Genomic DNA, 19446 nt, shown 5'->3' with positions numbered 1-19446 from the left:
CGGCCCTGAGGAGTGCACGATGGCGAAGATCCCCACCACCGCGGTCGCGGCGGCCGGCCTGCTGGGCGGCTACGGCGCGGCGCGCTGGAGCGGCCGGCGGGAGCTCGGTGGCGTCGTGCTGGCGGCTGCGGGTGCCACCGCGGCCGTCCAGTGGCAGCGCCAGGCGGGGACGGGCACGGCTGCGGCGCTGACCGGGCTGTACGTGGCGGCGTTCGGCGGATCGCACCCGCTCGCGAAGAAGATCGGCGCCTGGCCGTCCGTGTTCGCCGTCACGGGTGTGGTCGCTGCCGCCTCCGCCATCGCCACCCGGCGCTGACCTCAGCCGCCGAACCGAGCCTCGGGCGCCCGCTCAGCCGCCGAACCGAGCCTCGAACGCCGCGCGGTTCGCCGACACCGGCGATCGGTCCCACACCGCGAAGACCACCCGCTCGAAGTCCGCGCCGTACTCCTGCAGTGCCCGCTCGAACGCCTCCGCCACCTCCGCAGGGTCGTTGCGGAAGACGCCGCACCCCCACGCCCCGAGCACCAACTCCCGTACGCCGTGCCGCGCGGCCACCGCCAGCACCCGTCCGGCCCGCTCGACCAGCACCTCGCGGACGTCCACCGCCCCGCCCGAACGGAGCGCCAGCTGGCCCGCGTTGGGCGCCGGCGAGGTGAGGAACGAGACCGGGTACGGCTGCGCCAGGAGAGCACCACGGTCGTCGCGGATCACCGGAACGTGCGGCGAGAAGATCACCCGGTGGCTGTACCGCAGGTCGCTGGAGGCCCGGTGCGCCTCGTAGTAGTCCGGTGCGGCGAGCAGGCAGTGGTAGAGCAGCGCGCTGCGGCAGAGGTCCTCCTCCTGCGCCCGGGCTCCACGCAGATACCCGCCCCCCGGGTTCCGCGCGGACGCGAAGTTGAGCACCCCCACGTGTTCGCCGCCGCCCTCGTACAGCCGCCGGGCGGCCTGCATGCTCCCCTCGGCCGTGACCTCCGGGACCCCCTTCAACGGGCCGCGCTCGCCGCCCGTCACCTCGTCGCCGGGCGCGTACGAGACCGTCCCGGCCCGCGCCGCCGCCAGCAGCTCGCCGATCTCGACCAGTTGCCCCGCCTCGGCCCGGTAGCTCCCCCGCTCGGCGATCTCCTCGTTCACGACCGCCACTTGATGCAATCTGCTGCTCATACGGCGACCGTACGCGAGCCCTCATCGGCTCACCACGGGTTTCCCGGCTCCCCGCACATGCAGAACGGGCCCGCCCCACCGAAGTGGAGCGGGCCCGTCAGGTGCTACTGAGCGTCAGTTCTTCCAGCGGGGCTTGCGGTCGCCACCGTTGAAGCTGCCGCCGCGGTTGTCACGGTCGCCGCCACCGAAGGAACGGCCACCGCGGTCATCGCGGTTGAAGCCACCGCTCTGCGGACGGCCCCCGGAGCGGTGGTCGTCACGGCGGGCGAACGGACGGCTGCTGCCGGCGCTGCGGTCGCGGTCGCCGAAGGCCGGACGGTCACCGAAGGAACGGGCCGGGCGGTCGCCGAACGAGCGGCTGCCACGGTCGTCGCGGTCACGGTTGAAGCTGCCGCCGCCGCGGTTGTCACGGTCGCCGCCACCGAAGGGACGGCCACCGCGGTCATCACGGTTGAAGCCACCCGACGGCCGGTCGTCACGGCGGAAGCCGCCACCACGGTTGTCACGGTCGCCACCGCCGAAGGAACGGCCACCGCGGTCATCACGGTTGAAGCCACCCGACGGCCGGTCGTCACGGCGGAAGCCGCCGCCGCGGTTGTCACGGTCGCCACCGCCGAAGGAACGGCCGCCACGGTCATCACGGTTGAAGCCACCCGACGGCCGGTCGTCACGGCGGAAGCCGCCACCACGGTTGTCACGGTCGCCACCACCGAAGGAACGGCCGCCACGGTCATCACGGTCACGCCCGAAGGACGGCCGGTCACGGTCACGGTCGCGGTTGAAGCCGCCACCACGCGAGTCACGGTCGCGGTCGCCGTACGAGGGACGCTCGGTGCGCGCCTCGCGGTAGGACGGAGCGCGCTCCGCGTCGACCGCAGCCGGTGCAGCAGCCTCGGCCGCGTCGTCAGCCGAAGCCGTGGTCGAGGCGGGAGCCGACGCGTCGTCAGCGGAAGCCTCGGCCGGCTCCTCGTCCTCGATGCCCAGCTCGGCCCGCTCGCGGGCGGCACGCGCCGCCAGGCGGTCGGCCTCCTCGCGGAGCTCGTTGGCGCGACGCTGCGCGCGCTCCAGCTGGCGGGTCATCTCGGCGACCTCGCGCTCGGCGGCGCCGGCGATGCCGGACGCGCTCTCGGCCTGGACCTCGATCAGCGAGCGGGCGCCGGTGATCTTGGCGACCTCGGGGTCGAAGGCGTGGTCGAGGATGTGGCGCGAGGCGTCCACGCCCGCGTCCTCCATCAGGCGGAAGACGCCGCGGCGCTGGTGCGGCAGCACCAGGGTGACGACGGCACCGGAGCGGCCGGCGCGAGCCGTACGACCGGAGCGGTGCAGGTAGTCCTTGTGGTCACCGGCCGGGTCGACGTTCAGGACCAGGTCGATGCCGTCCACGTGGATGCCACGCGCGGCGACGTCGGTCGCGACGACGACGTTGACGTAGCCGTCCTTGAAGTCGCCGAGCACCCGGGTACGGGCGCCCTGGGTCATACCGCCGTGCAGCGCGTCGGCCTTCACGCCGGCCTCGATGAGCTGCTCGGCCACTCGGTCGGCGCCCATCTGGGTGCGGACGAAGATGATCGTGCGGCCCTTGCGGGCGGCGATCGCGTTGGTGATCGGCGCCTTGTCCTTGGGCTTCACCACGAGGATGTGGTGGGTCATGGTGGTGACCGCACCCGCCGACGGGTCGACCTCGTGGGTGACCGGGTTCTTCAGGTAGCGCTTGACCAGGCTGTCGATCTCGTTCTCCAGGGTGGCGGAGAACAGCAGGCGCTGGCCGCCGACCGGCACCTGGTCGAGGATCTCGGTGACCTCGGGCAGGAAGCCCATGTCGGCCATCTGGTCGGCCTCGTCGAGCACCACGGTCTGGACCTCGGCGAGCTTGGCGCTGCCACGGTTGATCAGGTCACGCAGACGGCCGGGGGTGGCAACGAGGATGTCGACACCGCGCTCCAGCGCGTAGATCTGGTTGGACATCGAGGTGCCACCGCAGACGACCTTGAGCTTGAGGCCGAGCACCGAGCCGAAGGGCTCCAGGGCGTCGGCGACCTGCATGGCCAGCTCGCGGGTCGGGACCAGGATCAGACCGCGGGGGTGCTTGGGCTTGGTGCGCTCGCCGCCCGCCAGGCGGGTCAGCAGCGGGAGGCCGAAGCTCAGGGTCTTGCCGGAGCCGGTACGGCCGCGGCCCAGCACGTCCTTGCCGGCCAGGGCGTCCGGGATGGTCGCGGCCTGGATCGGGAACGGGGTGGTGACGCCGCGCTTGGCGAGGGCACGCACGACGTCGTCGTGCAGGCCCAGGTCACCGAACGTGACGGTGGGCTCGGCGGCCTCGACCTCGGCGGCCTCGACCTCGGGGGAGTCGACCTCAGTCGTCTCGACCTCGACGGTCTCGACGGCATCGGTCAGCTGGACATCGGCGTCCGAACCGCTCGCGGGCATGGCAAAGCGGTCGTCGTCAACGAGAGACATTCAAAACCTTCCGGAAGTGGCACGCGCCTAAGTCCGGGGTTCTGTTACAACCGCCTCTATGCGGTCAGCCACGGATCGCCGGAACGCGCCAAGGGCGCCAAGGGGATGAGGGCGCCAATCAAATGGATCAAACGAACGATCTCCCACCATAGAGCAACCTCAGGATCAAAGGCAAATGCGCTGGCCAGGCCACTAATGTCCGGTCGAGCCTTCGGTAGGGGCTGCTGATCCGGAGCTGCTGGGCGAGGGGTCCGGGGCCGGCGAGGCCGACGGGGGCGGTGTGGTGGGCGTCGCACTGGGGGAGGTTTCGGCGGAGGCCGAGGGGCTGGCGGCCGGCCCGCCGGAGGTGCCGCCCTGCGACCCGGACGGGTGTGCGGCCGGGCTGCCGCTCGGCGAACCGGCGGACCCGCCGGGGCCCGCGCCGGTCAGACCGCCGGTCGCGGGCGGGGTCGTGCCGGGGCTCGCGGCTCCGGGGGCGGCCGAGGCGGCGCCGACCGAGGCCTGACCCGTCGCGCCCCCCGTGTGCTCCCCGCGCTGCCCGCCCCCGGGGCGCGCGGATCCCTGTCCGCTGCCGCCGGTCTTGCCGATCACACCGCTCTGGCCGACCGGTTGGGCGCCGCCCTGCTGGTCCGAGGAGGCAGCCCCGACCGACATGCACCCCGCCATCCCCATCCCGGCCAGGGCCATCACGACCCCGCCGGCCACCCGCACGCTCATCCGTGCCGAAGGACCCGTACGCACTGCCATCACCCGCGCAACCTCTCCTGCCCGCCCCGCACCGGCCGACCACCGCGGCCACCGGCACGCCACGCTGACCGCGCTCACCGCACGCGCGGCCTTCGCGGCGTACGGCTGCTTTCGGTGCCCAACGCGCACCGGGCTCCCCGGACACGGGCGGTACGCCAATCAGCCCTCGCCGGGCCGGACGCCGGGCCGCCCCCTCACCCCCACAGGGCCTGCGCCAGCGCCGTCCCCGCCCAGACGGCGCCGAGGCCGGCCAGCACGCTCCCCAGCACGTTCGCGGCGGCCAGGAAGCGGGCACCGCCCTCGGCCAGCCGCAGCGTCTCGTACGAGAAGGTCGAGTACGTGGTCAGCGCCCCGCAGAGACCGGTGCCGAGCAGCAGCTGGACCTGCGAGGAGGCCGCCCCGGCCGTCACCGCTCCGGTCACCAGACCGAGCACCAGACAGCCGGCCGCATTCACCGTGAAGGTGCCCCACGGGAAGACCGTGTCGTGCCGGGCCTGCACCGCACGGTCCGTCAGATACCGCAGCGGGGCGCCGACTGCGGCCCCGGCCATGACAAGCAGCCAGTTCACCGGGTCACCGGTCCCGGTCCGCGCGGGGACCGCCGTCGGCCGGGGGCCGGGGGCCGGGGGCCGGGGGCCGGGGGAGGACGACCTCGCACTCGTCGAGGATCGCCAGCCCCTCGCCGCCCTTGCCGCCCTCGCCGTCCGCTCCCAGCAGCTCGTCCAGCTGCGGCAGGAAGGCCCGGACACGCTCGGCGGTGTCCACGATCACCACGGCCACCGGCAGGTCCTCGCTGAGCGAGAGCAGCCGCGCGGTGTGGACCAGCGAGGAGCCGCCGAAGCCCTCGATCCCCCGGAAGACGCTGGCCCCGGCCAGGCCCGCGGCGTGGGCGCGGTGCACGATCTCGCTGTAGAGCGGCCGGTGGTGCCAGGTGTCGTTCTCCCCGACGAAGACCGTCAGCCGCAGCGCGCTGCCCGTCGGCCTGGTCATGCCGTCCTCCGATCGCCGTGCCCGGTGCGCCGGACGTGCCGGGCTCGTAGGGCCAGCAGTACGCGCCGGGTCAGCGCCGCCGCCGCCCAGACCGCCGTCAGCGCGGCCAGCAGGGTCGCGGCCAGGTACCCCAGGCCGCGCGCGGCGTAGCCGTGGTCGACCAGCCGCCGCACGTCCACCGCGTACGTGGAGAAGGTGGTGAACCCGCCCAGTACGCCCGTGCCGAAGAACGGCCGCAGCAGCGGGTGCGGCGCAACGGCCTCGGTGATCACCACCAGGAAGACGCCGATCACCGCGCAGCCCACCACGTTCACCACCAGCGTGGTCCACGGGAAGGCGGTCGGCCCGGTGGGCCAGAGCAGCCCCGCTCCGTACCGGGCCGAGGCCCCGAGCACACCGCCGAGCGCGACCACGGCCACCGCCGGGCCCTGACCGCGTCCGATGCTCGCCCGCCCCGGCGCTGCCGCCCGCCCGGCCTGCTCTGTCCGTTCCGATCGCACACTCCAGTGAATCACCAGCGTCGATCACCTGGCACAGCGTCACCCCGCACCCGACAATGAGTCGGTGGACATGACCCGGGACGAGTTCGAGACGCTGGTCGCCGATGCCCTCGACCAGATCCCCCCGCAGCTCGCGGCCATGATGGACAACGTCGCGATCTTCGTCGAGGACGAGCCGGACCCGTCCGACCCGGAGCTGCTGGGCCTGTACGAGGGCACACCGCTCACCGAGCGCGGCGAGTGGTACGCCGGCGTGCTGCCCGACCGGATCATCATCTACATGGGGCCGACCCTGCGGCTGTGCGACAGCCAGGAGCAGATCGTCGAGGAGGTCCGGACCACGGTGATCCACGAGGTGGCCCACCACTTCGGCTTCGACGACCACGAGCTGCACGAGCTCGGCTGGTCCTGAGACCCGCCCGGGCGGCGGGGCCGTCCTGCCGGGCCGGGAACGGGCCGGGCATGGGGCCCGCATACGGCCCGCCTCGCATGGATGAAACCGTTTTGGCGTTCCCGTCCGGCATCCCATATGCTTCTCACGTCCCCGACCGCTGAAAGCCAGCCGGGCGGGCCGCAAGCCCTCATCGTCTAGTGGCCCAGGACGTCGCCCTTTCAAGGCGGTAGCACGGGTTCGAATCCCGTTGGGGGCACGGCAGTACCGTAGTAAAGTCAGCGTCGCAAGACACTGAGGCGGATGAGATCCGCATGAGGTCCTGTGGAGCAGTTGGTTAGCTCGCCACCCTGTCAAGGTGGAGGTCGCGGGTTCAAGTCCCGTCAGGATCGCTCGTCTCGCAAGAGACGGTGCAGTACGGCCAGGTAGCTCAGTTGGTACGAGCGTCCGCCTGAAAAGCGGAAGGTCGCCGGTTCGACCCCGGCCCTGGCCACAGCTGCTGAACAGCAAAAAGCCCCCGGCGAGATCACTCGCCGGGGGCTTTTGCGTGCCCGGTATGCCAACCGGTACACCAACGGCTCAGGCCGCCGGCCCCGCCGTCATCGGGCCGGTACCGCCGGAGCGATATCGCCGGATCTGGAGAAGACTGGTGACCGTGCAGCAGGACCATGACCAGCAGCCGTCCTCCGGCCATCGCAGCGTTCCGCACACCGCCGATCTGACGATCGAGGCGTGGGCTCCGACCCGTGAGGAGTGCGTCGCCGAGGCGGTACGCGGCATGGTCGGCAGCTTCGCCGAATTCGCGCCGAGTCCCGAGGAGCCCGTCACCACCACCCGGGAGTGCGCTCTGACGGCCGAGACCGGGGAGCAGCTGCTCGTCGCGGTGCTGGAGGAGGTCGTCTACCGCATGGAGGCGATGGGTGAACTCCCGATCGAGGTCGTGGTGACACCCACCGTCGGCGGCGCGCTCGTGCGATTCACGATGGTCGAGAGCACGACCGCCGAGCAGGTCGGTGCGGTGCCCAAGGCGGTGTCGCTGCACGGACTCCGGCTGGTTCCCGGACCGCACGGATGGGTCTGCGGAGTGACGCTTGACGTATGACACCCGCCGATGGAGGCCCAGACGCGCGAAGCGCTGACGCCGGAAGGAGGTCCGCACCATGGACGTCCGGCTGATCGAGGAGAGCCCGTGGCGGTTCCGCATCGAGCGGACCGGAGACATGCGGGTACCCGGAACCGTGTTCGCCCCACGCGAGCTGCTGCCGCTCGACGCCGGGGACAAGTCGTTGGAGCAGGTGGCCAATGTGGCCACCCTGCCCGGAATCGTCCGCGCCTCGTTCGCCATGCCGGACATCCACTGGGGGTACGGGTTCCCGATCGGCGGTGTCGCGGCCACCGATGTCGATGCCGGCGGGGTGGTCTCCCCGGGAGGCGTCGGTTTCGACATCTCCTGCGGCGTGCGACTGCTCGGCGCCACGGTGGACCGCCGCTCCCTGATGCCCCACCTGCCGGAGCTGATGGACCGGCTGGACCACCTGATCCCACGGGGCCTGGGCCGGGGTGCGCTCTGGCGCCCCGGAGGCCGACGGGAGTTGCACGAGGTGCTGCGGCACGGCGCGCGCTATGCCGTGGAACGCGGCCATGGCGTCCCCCGTGATCTGCAGCGGTGCGAGGACTACGGGGCGGTGGACGACGCCGACCCCACGCAGGTCAGTGAACGCGCCCTCGAGCGCGGCGGGGCACAGGTGGGCAGCGTCGGGTCGGCCAACCACTTCCTGGAGATCCAGGTGGTGGAGAAGGTGTACGACGAGTCCTGCGCGCAGGCATTCGGCCTCCACGCCGGCCAGGTGTGCGTGATGATCCACTGCGGCTCGCGCGGCCTGGGCCACCAGATCTGCAGCGACCACGTCCGGGCCATGGGCGAGGTGATGCACCGGTACGGGATCTCGCTCCCCGACAAGCAGCTCGCATGTGTGCCGGTCCACTCACACGAGGGCCGGGCATACCTCGGGGCGATGGCCGCGGCGGCCAACTACGCCAGGGCCAACCGGCAGCTGCTGGGAGACGAGGCCCGCCGGGTCTTCGGCGAGCTGGCAGGCGCCGGTCTGGATCTGGTCTACGACGTCTCCCACAACGTCGCCAAGCTGGAGACCCGGGAGGTGGACGGAGCACGCAAGGTCCTGTGCGTGCACCGCAAGGGAGCCACCCGGGCGCTGCCCCCGGGCCATCCCGATCTCCCACCCGACCTCGTCGCGGTCGGCCAGCCGGTATTCGTCCCGGGCACCATGGGCACCGCCTCCTATGTCCTCACCGGGGTCACCGGCAACGAGGCCTTCGACTCCAGCTGCCACGGCGCCGGCCGGGTGTGGAGCCGCCACCGGGCCCTTCGCGAGGTCACCACCGGGGGCCTGCGGACAGAACTCGCGCTCGCGGGGGTCGCAGTACGGCCGACCTCCTGGCGCAGTGTGAAGGAGGAAGCCCCCGAGGCGTACAAGGACGTGGACGCCGTCGTCACGGCCACCGCGCACAACAACCTGGGGCGGCTCGTCGTGCGGCTCGTCCCCATCGGAGTCCTCAAGGGCTGACCTGTGCTCGCCGGTGTGTCGGCGTGGCCGTGCCACTCGCTTACTGGGCGCCGAGCGCCTTATGCCGCTCGGCGGGGGCGCAGACGGGGTCGGCGCCGGTAGAGGCGGTGAAGGTGCTGCAGGGCGACGAACGCGTTCATCCGGTTCGCCAGCGTCAGGTGGTACTTGAGTCGCAGTTGGGCGCGCAGCCGGCCGATCTGCTCGGGGCCGATGGCGCGGAGCAGTCGGCTGACGTGCTGCTGGTAGGCCTCGCGGAACGCCTGGTCGCCGTCCGGCACCGACCAGAAGAACATCGGGATCTCCTCGACGAGGCTGTTCTCGTCGTACGAGCGCAGGTACTCGCGGAATTCCGGCTCGGGGCGGGCGAGCAGCCACTCGCGGACCAGTTCCATCGAGCGGACGCGGTCGATCAGGCCCCTGGGGTCGGTCTTCCGCTGCGTGATCGACACCTCGCCGTCCTCGCGCACGCGCCAGTGGTAGATCGGCTCGGAGAGGACGTCCACGCTGGCGGCAAGGTAGTGGTGCGGCACGCTGACCGGGGCGTCCTCGTAGAGGATGCCCTCGGGGTAGAGGATGCCGGCCCGGTCGAAGAAGCTGCGGCGGTAGACCTTGTTCCAGGCGGTGCGGTCGGTGACCAGCGACGGGATCTCGGTCACATGGGTCTTGAGCTTGGTCTCCTTGAACGGCTTGCTGTGGGCGTGGGACTGGTAGTACCCGGTCGCGCGGAAGCGCAGCGCGTTGCCGGCGGCGAAGTCCGAGCCGGTCTCGTCCAGGGTTCCGATCATCAGCTCGTACGCGTTCGGCGGCAGGGTGTCGTCGCTGTCCACGAAGGCCAGGTACTCGGTGTCCTCGTCGAAGTGCCGTCGGCCGGTGTTGCGGGCGGCGCCGAGGCCCTTGTTCTCCTGCTGGACCAGCCGGAACCGGGAGTCCTTGGCGGCGTACTCCTTGGCGATGACCGCGCTGGTGTCGGTCGAGCCGTCGTCGACCATGACGCACTCGAAGTCACCGAAGGTCTGGGCGGCGATCGAGTCGAGGCACTCCTCGAGATAGCGCTCGACGTTGTAGATCGGGACGACGACGGAGAGGCGGGGGGCCATCGGCTGCGCAGCCTTTCGCTCAGGGGCGTACGACCGGCCTGGGATGGTCGCCGGGAGTGACCGGGCACAAGTGTGCAGGCCGGATCCGGCCGTCGGGGAAACACCGGGTGTCGCTGAAGTTCCGGCTCGGAACTGCTCGGGTGCCCGGTCCGTACGCCGTGCGGTCAGGGCGCGGTCACTCCGCTGCCGTCACCACGGGCAGGTCGGACGGGAGCCCCCACTCGCTCCACGACCCGTCGTACACCGCGAGGTCCCGGTACCCGGCCAGCTCGGCCCCCAGCGCCAGGACGCACGCCGTGACCCCCGAGCCGCAGCTGAACACCAGCCGCTCCCGCTCTCCGGCCACGCCGGAGATCAGGGCCCGCAGCTCGTCCGCAGAACGCATGCGGCCGCCCACCTGCAGATCGGTGAACGGCAGGTTCACCGCCCCCGGCATGTGCCCGCCCCGGAGCCCCGGCCGGGGCTCCGCCACCTGCCCCGCGAACCGCTCACGCGAGCGGGCGTCGAGCACCGCCGAGGCCCCGTCCGACAGCGCCGTCGCCACGACGGCGCTGTCCACGATCAGCCCGTCGCGCGGCCTCGACACGAAGTCGCCGACCGGCAGGACCGCCGCCCCGGCAGGCTCCCGGGGCAGCCCGGCGGCAACCCAGGCCGGCATCCCTCCGTCCAGCACCCCCACCCGGTCGAAACCCATCGCCCGCAACATCCACCACGCGCGAGCACTGGAGTAGATCCCCGCACCGTCGTAGACCACGACGACACTCCCCTCACCCACCCCGAGCGCACGCATCTCCTCGGCGAACCGCTCCGCGCCGGGCATCGTGTGCGGCACCGCACTCGACTGATCCGACATCACTCCGTCGATGTCGAACGGCCGCGCCCCCGGGATCCGCACCTCCGCACCCCGATACGCACCCACCCCGGCATCGAGCACCACCAGATCAGGATGACCCAGCCACTCCGCCAGCCACTCGACCGTCACCAGGGAGCCCGGAAAGGGCAGTGAACTCATCGCGCATCGTCTCCGTCTGAACGATCACATCTCGAGGCCCCTCCGCGACCTGCGCTCCGACGGGCGTTCGACGAACGGTAAGGCAGTCAACTTCACCGCCGGACAGACGATCTCCAACCGTCGGCCACGACCTGGTTGCAGCAACTGCCGTGCCGTCCGGACCTCCGGACGGCACGGCAGTTCCATGGCGGGGCTCCGCACCGGATCAATGACCCGCCGGACGAGCCCCGCCGTGCCGAGGTGCTACTCCACGCCGTTCCTGCGGTACGGGTGGTACGGGCCGGAGCCCGGGTAGTAGGGGTACGGGATGACGTGCGAGACGCAGCCCTGGGAGCCGCTGTCCTCGATCGCGATGTACCGGGTGTGTGCGGCATCGGCCCAGCCGCCGAAGATGACCGTGTGCTCGCCGGAGATCATCGCGTCGCCCGGCTTGAGGTCGCTCTTGCCGATCTGGTGCGAGACGCTGGGCTCCATCAGGCCCCAGGTGTTCAGGCCCGGGCCCTTGAGCCCCCACGCGGCCGAGACCAGGCCCGAGCAGTCGACGCGGTAGCCGTTGGTGACGGAGGACTGGCTGTAGCCGAGCTTGTGTTCGGCCCGGTCCAGCGCGCGGTCGAGGATGCCCTTGCGCTCGGCCGAGAGGCCGTCCATGTTGGGCCGGGCCTCGACGCCCTTGCCCTCGCCGTTCCTCGGGTGCCGCTTCCCGCTGGTGGACCAGCCGTCCCAGCCGCGGCTGTCGGTGTGGGTCTTCCAGTCGCCGGTGCTGTGGTCCTTGAGGTCGCCGCCGCCGTCGTGCTCGCCCGGGGACTTGGGCTGCTCGTGGTGCCCGCCGCCCTTCGAGCCGCCCTTGGCGCCGCCGTCGATCCGGGTGCTGCCGTTGCCGCCGGGCGACTTGGGCTTCTCGTGCTTCTTGTCGTGCTTCTTCAGCTCTTGCTCGATCTTGTGCTCGATCGCCTCGTACTCGCTCATCACCGCCTTGATCTTCTGGGCGTCCTGAGCGATCTCCTTGGTGAGCTTCTCCTTGGTCGCGGCCAGATGGCTCGCCCGCGCGGCAATGTCCTTGGCGTCCTTGAGGACCTCGAAGGCGATCCCGAAACCGGGAATGCCGGCCAGCTGGCTCGACGCCAGGTCGACCGCGACCGCCTTCGCGATGGTCTCCTCGATCTGGCCGAGCTTCTTGCTCATCTCGTTCATGCGTTCGCTGACGGAGTGCCAGTCCTTCTGGATCTTGGCGAGCTCCTGCATCTGGACGCCGAACTTGTCGCTGCCCATACGGCTCGATACCCCCTTGCTGTCCGAGTGCGAATGAATTCCTTGTGGCGGCGTCCGGATCAGTAGACGTTGGCGAGCCGCTCGACCGACTTGCCGAGTCCTCCGAGCTCGTCGGCCACACCGGAGAGCTCGCGCACGCGCCCGTGGGCGTGGTTGATGAAGGCGTCGGCGGCCGGCCCGTGCCAGGTCAGGTGGCCGAGCGCGGAGTTGATCTCCTTGCTCAGTTCGTCCATCTGCTTGCCCAGCGCCTCGAGCTCGGCGGCAATCTTGTGGAGTTCTTCCTCACCGCCGCCGAACATCTCGGCGAGGGCCCAGTGGGCGATCTCGGCCGGGGCCATGATGATGTCCTTGCCGACCTTCGCGACCGCGCCCGCCGCACCCTTGACGTCGTCCCATGCCTCGCCAAAGAAGTTCATGTCCGCTCCCCCGTGACTCCGAAAATGACAGACTGATAATCCGTCAAAAGGCTAGCCGACCTGCTACCCACTGGGGAGTCCTACCCCCGTCCCAGGACTGCTACAGCCGACTACGGCTCGGTGCGCGCCAGGGCCAGCACGGCCGTCGCCGGTACCGCGAGCCTGCCGTCCTCCGCCAACTCTCCTGCCGCCAGCCGGTCGTAGTGCTGCTTGATCACGGCCGCCGCTCCGGCGGTCTGGCCGGCGACCACCAGCCCGACGTTGGCCACGCCACCGGCCGGGCCGGCCCACCAGTCCTCCGGGTGCGCCCGGTGCGTCCAGCTCAGCTCCCGCCCCACCGCACCCGACCAGCCGGCCCGGGCCAGCAAGCCCGCGAAGCCGTCCGGGCTGCGGTCGAAGGCAACGGGTACGGCCGGGAAGACGGGACGCTCGACACCCGCCGCGTCGATGGCCCGGTTGAAGAGCTCCATCGCGCCGTTGGAGGCGCTCGACCAGATCGACGCGGCGATCCGCCCGCCGGGCCTGGTCACCCGGCGCAGCTCGGCGAGCGCGGCGACCGGATCCTCGACGTGGTTGACCACGAAGTTGGCCACCACCGCGTCGAAGGACGCATCGGCGAACGGCAGCTCGGGCAGCACCGCGAGCCGTACATCGGCCTTCGGCGCACGGGCCGCCGCTCGTGCGCGTCGAACTCGCCCGTCATCCTGATCCCCTCCGTCGGTCTGCGGTAGGAGCAGCCTAGGCCGGGGCCGGTGCCGAGAGAGTCGCCCGGATGGCCGGGACGAGGGTGGTGGCGATCTCGTCCGGGGTGAGGGCGGTGACGGCGGGCAGGCGCAGCAGGTACCGGGTCAGGGCGAGGCCGAGGAGCTGGGCGGCGACCAGGCCGGCGCAGCGGGCGGCGGTGCCGTGGCCGAGGGCGGCGGCCAGAGCCGGGGCGACCTGGGCGGCGAAGATCTCGTGCATGCGCTGGGCGGCCCGCTCGTTGGTGACGGCGGAGCGGAGCAGGACGAGCAGGGCGTCGTCGGCCGGGGCGCTCTCCCAGCGGTCGAGGAAGTGGCGCACCAGGGCGCCCGGCAGGTCCTCGGAACGGACGGCCGTCAGATCCGGCATCCGCAGGTCGATGGCGAGGGCGGCGTCGAAGAGCTGCTCCTTGCTCCCGAAGTAGCGCATGACCATCGACGGGTCGATGCCCGCGTCCCCGGCGACGGCCCGGATGGTGGTGCGCTCGTACCCCTGGGTGGCGAAGCGGTCGCGGGCGGCCCTGAGGATGGCCGCGCGGGTGAGGTCGGATCGCTTGGCGGAGGCGCTCTCAGTCATGCCAACAACTGTAGGCCAACACCTGTTGACTTTCCACTCCAGCCCGGCGCACCATGTCAACAGGCGTTGGCCAACAACCGTTGGCACGGCAGAAGGAGGCTCCCCCATGAGCAGCACCGCGTTTCCCACCGACACCAGGGTCGCCATCATCGGCGCGGGCCCCACCGGCCTCACCCTCGCGATCACCCTGGCCGAGGCCGGCATCGACTTCGTCCTGCTGGACCGCCTCGCCGAGGGGGCCAACACCTCCCGCGCCGCAGTGGTGCACGCCCGCACGCTGGAGGTGCTCGCCGAGCTCGGGGCGGCGCAGGACCTGATCGGGCGCGGGCTGAAGCTCACCCGGTTCAGCGTCCGCGACGGCAACCGGCGCCTGCTCACCCTCCCGTTCGACGGCCTGCCGACCGCGTACCCCTACACCCTGCTGGTCCCCCAGTACGAGACCGAGGCCGTGCTGCTCGCCCGCCTGCGGGCGCTCGGCGGCGACGTGACCCGCCCGTACGAGGTCGCCGGCGTCGAGCAGGACGAGGACGGGGTCGTCCTCACCATGCACACCGGCGACCAGCTGCGCGCGGCGTACGCGGTCGGGGCCGACGGCATGCACAGCGTCGTCCGCGAGGCCGCCGGGATCGGCTTCACCGGCAGCTCGTACGGCCAGTCCTTCGTGCTCGCCGACGTCACCATGGACTGGGCACCGGGCCCGCAGGAGGTCTCCCTCACCTTCGCCGCCGCCGGGCTCACCGTCGTCGCGCCGCTGCCCGGCGGCCGCTACCGGATCGTCGCCACCGTGGACGAGGCCCCGGCCGAGCCCGACCTCGCCTTCGTCCAGCGCCTGCTGGACGAGCGGGCCCCCGGCCAGGCCCGGGTCGGCGGGCTGGTCTGGTCCTCCCGCTTCCGGGTCCACCACCGCGTCGCCGACCGCTACCGGGCCGGCCGGCTGCTGCTCGCCGGGGACGCCGCCCATGTGCACAGCCCGGCGGGCGGCCAGGGGATGAACACCGGCATCCAGGACGCGTACGCGCTCGGCCAGGCGCTGATCAGCGGCCGGCTGGACGGGTACGAGGCCCGCCGCAGGCCGGTCGCCCGGCGGGTGGTCGCCTTCACCGACCGGATGACCCGGATCGCCACCGCGAGCAGCGGCCCCGCCCGGGCACTGCGCAACGCCGTGCTCCCCGTCCTCGGCCGCGTCCCGGCCTTCCGCCGCAAGCTGGCCACCGAGCTCGCCGAGCTGGACTACCGCTGAGCGGCTCGCCACCAGGTGGGCACCCGATCAGGATGGGGCATCCCAGGGGCGCGGTGAACTGCGCGAAGCGGGAGGGCACAGGCCGGTGCCTTCCGTTTCGCGCAGTTCCCCGCGCCCCTGCTGTGGCTGATCGGCTGCCTGAGCTACTGGCTCGAGCCGCCGAGCCGCGGTCTGTGACACTGGAGGAGCTCGAAAACCGAGGTGCGCCAGCCCGTGCCTCCTTGCGAACCTAGAGGGATGTCCGCAGTGAGTTCTCCCGTAGCCCAGTCCGCCGATGCGCCCGCCATCGGGGGCTTGGCCGCCCGCCTGCCCGAGCTCACGCTGCGCGACCAGCAGCGGATCGGCCGACGGCTGGACGGTGCGCGACGGGTACGGGCGCCCGAGGCCCGGCAGAAGATCGCCGAGGAGCTGGCCGCGGAGATCGAGAAGGCCGAGCTGCGGGTCGAACAGCGCCGCAAAGCCGTCCCGGAGATCCGGTACCCGGAAGAGCTGCCGGTCAGCCAGAAGAAGGACGACATCCTCGCCGCGATCCGGGACCACCAGGTGGTCATCGTCGCCGGTGAGACGGGCTCCGGGAAGACCACCCAGATCCCGAAGATCTGCCTGGAGCTGGGGCGCGGGGTCAAGGGCCTGATCGGCCACACCCAGCCGCGCCGGATCGCCGCCCGCACGGTGGCCGACCGGGTGGCCGAGGAGCTGCGGACCCCGCTCGGCGAGGCGGTCGGCTGGAAGGTCCGCTTCACCGACCAGGTCGGCCAGGACACCCTGGTGAAGCTGATGACGGACGGCATCCTGCTGGCCGAGATCCAGACCGACCGCGAGCTGCGCCAGTACGACACCCTGATCATCGACGAGGCGCACGAGCGCAGCCTCAACATCGACTTCATCCTCGGCTACGTCAAGCAGCTGCTTCCGCGTCGTCCCGACCTCAAGGTCGTGATCACCTCCGCGACGATCGACCCGGAGCGCTTCGCCGAGCACTTCGGCGACGCCCCGATCATCGAGGTCTCCGGCCGTACCTATCCGGTCGAGGTCCGCTACCGCCCGATCATCGACGAGGGCGACGAGGAGGACACCGACCTCGACCGGGACCGCGACCAGGTCCAGGCGATCTGCGACGCCGCCCAGGAGCTGCAGGCCGAGGGCCCCGGCGACATCCTGGTCTTCCTCTCAGGCGAGCGCGAGATCCGCGACACCGCCGATGCCCTCAACAAGCTCAACCTGAAGTTCACCGAGGTCCTCCCGCTGTACGCCCGGCTGAGCTCCGCCGAGCAGCACCGGGTCTTCCAGCGTTCCAACAGCCGCCGGATCGTGCTGGCCACCAACGTCGCGGAGACTTCGCTCACCGTCCCCGGCATCAAGTACGTGATCGACCCGGGCACGGCGCGCATCTCCCGCTACAGCCACCGCACCAAGGTGCAGCGTCTGCCGATCGAGGCGATCAGCCAGGCCAGCGCCAACCAGCGCAAGGGCCGCTGCGGCCGTACGTCCGACGGCATCTGCATCCGGCTCTACTCGGAGGAGGACTTCCTCTCCCGTCCCGAGTTCACCGACGCGGAGATCCTGCGCACCAACCTGGCCTCGGTCATCCTCCAGATGACGGCGGCCGGCCTCGGCGACATCGCCGCCTTCCCCTTCCTCGACCCGCCGGACTCCCGCAACATCAAGGACGGCGTCAGCCTGCTCCACGAGCTGGGCGCCCTCGACCCGGCCGAGAAGGACCACCGCAAGCGCCTGACCCCGCTCGGCCGCAAGCTGGCCCAGCTCCCGGTCGACCCCCGGATGGCCCGGATGGTCCTGGAGGCGGACAAGAACGGCTGCGTCCGGGACGTGATGGTGATCGCCGCCGCGCTCTCCATCCAGGACCCGCGCGAGCGCCCCGCCGAGAAGCGCCAGGCCGCCGACGAGCGGCACCGCCGCTTCAACTCCGAGACCTCCGACTTCCTCGCCTACCTGGCCATGTGGCGGTACGTCAGGGAGCAGCAGAAGGAGCTCTCCTCCTCCGCCTTCCGCCGGATGTGCAAGACCGAGTTCCTGAACTACCTGCGGATACGCGAGTGGCAGGACATCTACACCCAGCTGCGCACCGTCGCCAAGCAGCTCGGCGTGACCATCGAGGAACCCCATCCCGACGCGGAGCCCGACGCCGACCGGATCCACCAGTCGCTGCTGGCCGGCCTGCTCTCGCACATCGGCCTGTACGACGTGGAGAAGCGCGAGTACGGCGGCGCGCGCGGCGCCCGCTTCGCGGTCTTCCCGGGCAGCGGGCTGTTCAAGAAGCCCCCGCGCTGGGTGATGTCGGCCGAGCTGGTGGAGACCTCCCGGCTCTGGGCCCGGATCAACGCCAAGATCGAGCCCGAGTGGGTCGAGCCGCTGGCCGGCCACCTGATCAAGAAGACGTACAGCGAGCCGCACTGGGAGAAGAAGGCCGGCGCGGTGCTGGCGTACGAGAAGGTGACCCTCTACGGGATGCCGGTCGTCGCCCAGCGCAAGATCAACTACGGCCGGATCGACCCCGAGCTGTGCCGCGAGCTGTTCATCCGCAACGCCCTGGTCGAGGGCGACTGGGAGACCCACCACAAGTTCTTCGCGGAGAACCGCAAGCTGCTCAGCGAGGTCGAGGAGCTGGAGAACCGGGCCCGCCGCCGCGACATCCTGGTGGACGACCAGACGCTCTTCGACTTCTACGACGGCCGCCTGCCGGAGGAGATCGTCTCCACCCGGCACTTCGACTCCTGGTGGAAGAAGGCCCGGCACGAGCAGCCGGATCTGCTGAGCTTCGAGAAGTCGATGCTGATCAACGAGTCGGCGGACGGCGTCACCGAGGCGGACTACCCGGACTACTGGCAGCAGGGCAAGCTGCGCTTCAAGCTCACCTACCAGTTCGAGCCCGGCAGCGACGCGGACGGCGTGACCGTCCACATCCCGCTCCCCGTGCTCAACCAGGTCACCTCGGAGGGCTTCGACTGGCAGATCCCCGGCCTGCGGGCCGAGCTGGTCACCGCGTACATCCGGGCGCTGCCCAAGGCGATCCGCCGCAACTTCGTCCCGGCACCGGACTTCGCCAAGGCGGCGCTGCGTCAGGTGAAGGACCGTCAGGAGCATCTGCTCCCGACGCTGGAGCACATCCTCAAGCGGATGACGGCCGTCACCATCCCGCCGGAGGCCTGGGACGACGAGCGCGTCCCCGACCACCTGAAGGTGACCTTCCGGGTGGTGGACGGCAAGCGCAAGCTGGCCGAGTCCAAGGACCTGGAGGACCTCCGGCTCAAGCTGAAGCCCAAGCTCAAGGAGACCCTCTCCTCCGCCGCCTCCGGGCAGGGCATCGAGCGGACCGGCCTGACCTCCTGGCCGGCCGATCTGCCCGTCCTGCAGCGCACCTTCGAGCAGCGCTCGCGCGGGCACTCCCTACGGGCCTACCCGGCGCTGGTGGACGAGACGGACTCGGTGGCCATCCGGCTCTTCGACACCCCCGAGGCCCAGGAGCAGGCCATGTGGGCGGGCACCCGCCGCCTGCTGATGCTGGCCGTCAACTCGCCCGCCAAGTCCATCCAGGACCGCCTGGGCAACCAGGCCAAGCTCGCCCTCTCGCACAACCCGCACGGCTCCGTCCCGGCGTTGTTCGAGGACATCGTCGCCGCCGCCACCGACCGGCTGATGACCCTGGCCGGCGGCCCGGCCTGGGACGAGGCCGCCTTCACCAAGCTGTACGACAAGGTGCGGGCCGACCTGTACGAGCTGTCCGCGGACACCACGCTGAAGACGGCCACGGCGCTGATCGCCTTCCAGAAGGCGTCCAGCCGGCTCAGGACGGTCAGCAGCCCGGTGCTGCTGACCGCCGTGAACGACATCCGCCTCCACCTGGCGTCCCTGGTCCACCCGGGCTTCGTGACCGACACCGGCTGGCAGCGGCTGCCCGACCTGAAGCGCTATCTGCTCGCGGTGGACCGCCGCCTGGAGGCACTGCCCAACCACCCCCAGCGCGACCTCCAGCAGCTGCAGAAGATCCAGCAGGTGCAGGACGCGTACGGCGAGCTGCTGGCCAAGGTGCCGGCCGGGCGGGAGCCCTCGGCGGCGGTACGTCAGATCCGCTGGATGATCGAGGAGCTCCGGGTGAGCTTCTTCGCCCAGGGGCTGGGCACCCCGACGCCCGTCTCGGAGAAGCGCATCCTGAAGGCGATGGAGGCCGCGGCGGCCACGCTGTGACCCGCCCGGCCCACGGTGGTGCGAGCCAGTTCGACCTGGGGCCGGGCATGCAGTACG

18 protein-coding genes and 3 tRNA genes are annotated in these 19446 nt (G+C 71.3%); 9 read left to right on the top strand and 12 right to left on the bottom strand.

Annotated elements, in window-relative coordinates; all coding sequences use genetic code 11:
* The first annotated feature begins 19 nt into the window (after positions 1–19).
* Positions 20–316, top strand: coding sequence for a hypothetical protein (locus tag FB465_RS19320; RefSeq protein ID WP_145792292.1), 297 nt, complete (start codon positions 20–22; stop codon positions 314–316).
* 33 nt (positions 317–349) lie between these two features.
* Here the strand turns inward: FB465_RS19320 and FB465_RS19315 are convergent, their stop codons facing one another.
* The 6 genes from FB465_RS19315 to crcB (FB465_RS19290) form a co-directional block, all read right to left on the bottom strand.
* Positions 350–1162: a TIGR02452 family protein gene (locus tag FB465_RS19315; RefSeq protein ID WP_145792291.1), complete on the bottom strand. Its 813-nt coding sequence runs from the start codon at positions 1160–1162 to the stop codon at positions 350–352.
* Positions 1163–1276: 114 nt separating this feature from the next.
* Complete coding sequence (locus FB465_RS19310; protein ID WP_145792289.1) at positions 1277–3619, bottom strand: DEAD/DEAH box helicase; 2343 nt, start codon at positions 3617–3619, stop codon at positions 1277–1279.
* Between the two features lie 192 nt (positions 3620–3811).
* Positions 3812–4366 (bottom strand): hypothetical protein, encoded by a 555-nt coding sequence (locus FB465_RS19305; RefSeq protein ID WP_145792287.1) that lies wholly within the window; start codon positions 4364–4366, stop codon positions 3812–3814.
* A gap of 194 nt (positions 4367–4560) precedes the next feature.
* The gene (gene crcB, locus FB465_RS19300) at positions 4561–4935 is read right to left on the bottom strand and encodes a fluoride efflux transporter CrcB (protein ID WP_145792285.1); all 375 of its coding nucleotides are present in this window, start codon (positions 4933–4935) and stop codon (positions 4561–4563) included.
* Between the two features lie 4 nt (positions 4936–4939).
* Positions 4940–5356: a DUF190 domain-containing protein gene (locus FB465_RS19295; RefSeq protein WP_145792284.1), complete on the bottom strand. Its 417-nt coding sequence runs from the start codon at positions 5354–5356 to the stop codon at positions 4940–4942.
* Positions 5353–5856, bottom strand: coding sequence for a fluoride efflux transporter CrcB (gene crcB, locus FB465_RS19290; protein ID WP_145792282.1), 504 nt, complete (start codon positions 5854–5856; stop codon positions 5353–5355). Before crcB (FB465_RS19290) ends, FB465_RS19295 begins: the two co-directional genes overlap by 4 nt.
* A gap of 70 nt (positions 5857–5926) precedes the next feature.
* On the opposite strand from crcB (FB465_RS19290), the gene FB465_RS19285 reads away from it, so the two are divergent.
* The 6 genes from FB465_RS19285 to FB465_RS19260 all read left to right on the top strand — a co-directional run bounded on the left by FB465_RS19285 (position 5927) and on the right by FB465_RS19260 (position 8832).
* Positions 5927–6268, top strand: coding sequence for a metallopeptidase family protein (locus FB465_RS19285; RefSeq protein ID WP_145797445.1), 342 nt, complete (start codon positions 5927–5929; stop codon positions 6266–6268).
* 165 nt (positions 6269–6433) lie between these two features.
* Positions 6434–6506, top strand: a tRNA-Glu gene (locus FB465_RS19280).
* Between the two features lie 59 nt (positions 6507–6565).
* Positions 6566–6639, top strand: a tRNA-Asp gene (locus FB465_RS19275).
* 27 nt (positions 6640–6666) lie between these two features.
* Positions 6667–6740, top strand: a tRNA-Phe gene (locus tag FB465_RS19270).
* Positions 6741–6896: 156 nt separating this feature from the next.
* Complete coding sequence (locus FB465_RS19265) at positions 6897–7349, top strand: archease (RefSeq protein WP_246192730.1); 453 nt, start codon at positions 6897–6899, stop codon at positions 7347–7349.
* Between the two features lie 58 nt (positions 7350–7407).
* Positions 7408–8832, top strand: coding sequence for an RtcB family protein (locus FB465_RS19260; RefSeq protein ID WP_145792278.1), 1425 nt, complete (start codon positions 7408–7410; stop codon positions 8830–8832).
* Positions 8833–8891: 59 nt separating this feature from the next.
* Here FB465_RS19260 and FB465_RS19255 read toward each other — a convergent pair whose 3' ends face one another.
* From FB465_RS19255 to FB465_RS19230, 6 genes are all read right to left on the bottom strand, one after another.
* Complete coding sequence (locus FB465_RS19255) at positions 8892–9929, bottom strand: glycosyltransferase family 2 protein (protein WP_145792276.1); 1038 nt, start codon at positions 9927–9929, stop codon at positions 8892–8894.
* A gap of 175 nt (positions 9930–10104) precedes the next feature.
* Positions 10105–10941, bottom strand: coding sequence for a sulfurtransferase (locus FB465_RS19250; RefSeq protein WP_145792274.1), 837 nt, complete (start codon positions 10939–10941; stop codon positions 10105–10107).
* 243 nt (positions 10942–11184) lie between these two features.
* Complete coding sequence (locus tag FB465_RS19245; protein ID WP_145792272.1) at positions 11185–12210, bottom strand: hypothetical protein; 1026 nt, start codon at positions 12208–12210, stop codon at positions 11185–11187.
* Positions 12211–12269: 59 nt separating this feature from the next.
* Positions 12270–12626, bottom strand: a complete 357-nt coding sequence (locus FB465_RS19240) for a WXG100 family type VII secretion target (RefSeq protein WP_145792270.1) — start codon at positions 12624–12626, stop codon at positions 12270–12272.
* 110 nt (positions 12627–12736) lie between these two features.
* Positions 12737–13363, bottom strand: a complete 627-nt coding sequence (locus tag FB465_RS37035; RefSeq protein ID WP_145792269.1) for a class I SAM-dependent methyltransferase — start codon at positions 13361–13363, stop codon at positions 12737–12739.
* Position 13364: 1 nt separating this feature from the next.
* Positions 13365–13943: a TetR/AcrR family transcriptional regulator gene (locus tag FB465_RS19230; protein ID WP_145792267.1), complete on the bottom strand. Its 579-nt coding sequence runs from the start codon at positions 13941–13943 to the stop codon at positions 13365–13367.
* A 106-nt stretch (positions 13944–14049) separates the two neighbouring features.
* Between FB465_RS19230 and FB465_RS19225 the strand changes: the two genes are divergently transcribed.
* A complete protein-coding gene (locus FB465_RS19225) occupies positions 14050–15183 on the top strand; it encodes an FAD-dependent oxidoreductase (RefSeq protein WP_145792266.1) in 1134 nt (377 codons plus the stop codon).
* Between the two features lie 237 nt (positions 15184–15420).
* Positions 15421–19389: an ATP-dependent RNA helicase HrpA gene (gene hrpA, locus FB465_RS19220; protein WP_145792264.1), complete on the top strand. Its 3969-nt coding sequence runs from the start codon at positions 15421–15423 to the stop codon at positions 19387–19389.
* Positions 19390–19446: the final 57 nt, after the last annotated feature.

Origin of the sequence: Kitasatospora atroaurantiaca, from assembly GCF_007828955.1 — a bacterium.
Taxonomy (GTDB): domain Bacteria; phylum Actinomycetota; class Actinomycetes; order Streptomycetales; family Streptomycetaceae; genus Kitasatospora; species Kitasatospora atroaurantiaca.
The sequence above is the reverse complement of the archived record's forward strand: the minus strand, read 5'-3'. Positions and strand labels throughout refer to the sequence as shown.

What these genes read in the sequence shown, in the direction of transcription:
- FB465_RS19320 (WP_145792292.1), top strand. Translation starts at nt 20, where the DNA reads ATGGCGAAGATCCCCACCACCGCGGTCGCGGCGGCCGGCCTGCTGGGC.
- FB465_RS19315 (WP_145792291.1), bottom strand. Translation starts at nt 1,162, where the DNA reads ATGAGCAGCAGATTGCATCAAGTGGCGGTCGTGAACGAGGAGATCGCC.
- FB465_RS19310 (WP_145792289.1), bottom strand. Translation starts at nt 3,619, where the DNA reads ATGTCTCTCGTTGACGACGACCGCTTTGCCATGCCCGCGAGCGGTTCG.
- FB465_RS19305 (WP_145792287.1), bottom strand. Translation starts at nt 4,366, where the DNA reads ATGGCAGTGCGTACGGGTCCTTCGGCACGGATGAGCGTGCGGGTGGCC.
- FB465_RS19295 (WP_145792284.1), bottom strand. Translation starts at nt 5,356, where the DNA reads ATGACCAGGCCGACGGGCAGCGCGCTGCGGCTGACGGTCTTCGTCGGG.
- FB465_RS19285 (WP_145797445.1), top strand. Translation starts at nt 5,927, where the DNA reads ATGACCCGGGACGAGTTCGAGACGCTGGTCGCCGATGCCCTCGACCAG.
- FB465_RS19260 (WP_145792278.1), top strand. Translation starts at nt 7,408, where the DNA reads ATGGACGTCCGGCTGATCGAGGAGAGCCCGTGGCGGTTCCGCATCGAG.
- FB465_RS19255 (WP_145792276.1), bottom strand. Translation starts at nt 9,929, where the DNA reads ATGGCCCCCCGCCTCTCCGTCGTCGTCCCGATCTACAACGTCGAGCGC.
- FB465_RS19250 (WP_145792274.1), bottom strand. Translation starts at nt 10,941, where the DNA reads ATGAGTTCACTGCCCTTTCCGGGCTCCCTGGTGACGGTCGAGTGGCTG.
- FB465_RS19245 (WP_145792272.1), bottom strand. Translation starts at nt 12,210, where the DNA reads ATGGGCAGCGACAAGTTCGGCGTCCAGATGCAGGAGCTCGCCAAGATC.
- FB465_RS19240 (WP_145792270.1), bottom strand. Translation starts at nt 12,626, where the DNA reads ATGAACTTCTTTGGCGAGGCATGGGACGACGTCAAGGGTGCGGCGGGC.
- FB465_RS19230 (WP_145792267.1), bottom strand. Translation starts at nt 13,943, where the DNA reads ATGACTGAGAGCGCCTCCGCCAAGCGATCCGACCTCACCCGCGCGGCC.
- FB465_RS19225 (WP_145792266.1), top strand. Translation starts at nt 14,050, where the DNA reads ATGAGCAGCACCGCGTTTCCCACCGACACCAGGGTCGCCATCATCGGC.
- hrpA (WP_145792264.1), top strand. Translation starts at nt 15,421, where the DNA reads ATGTCCGCAGTGAGTTCTCCCGTAGCCCAGTCCGCCGATGCGCCCGCC.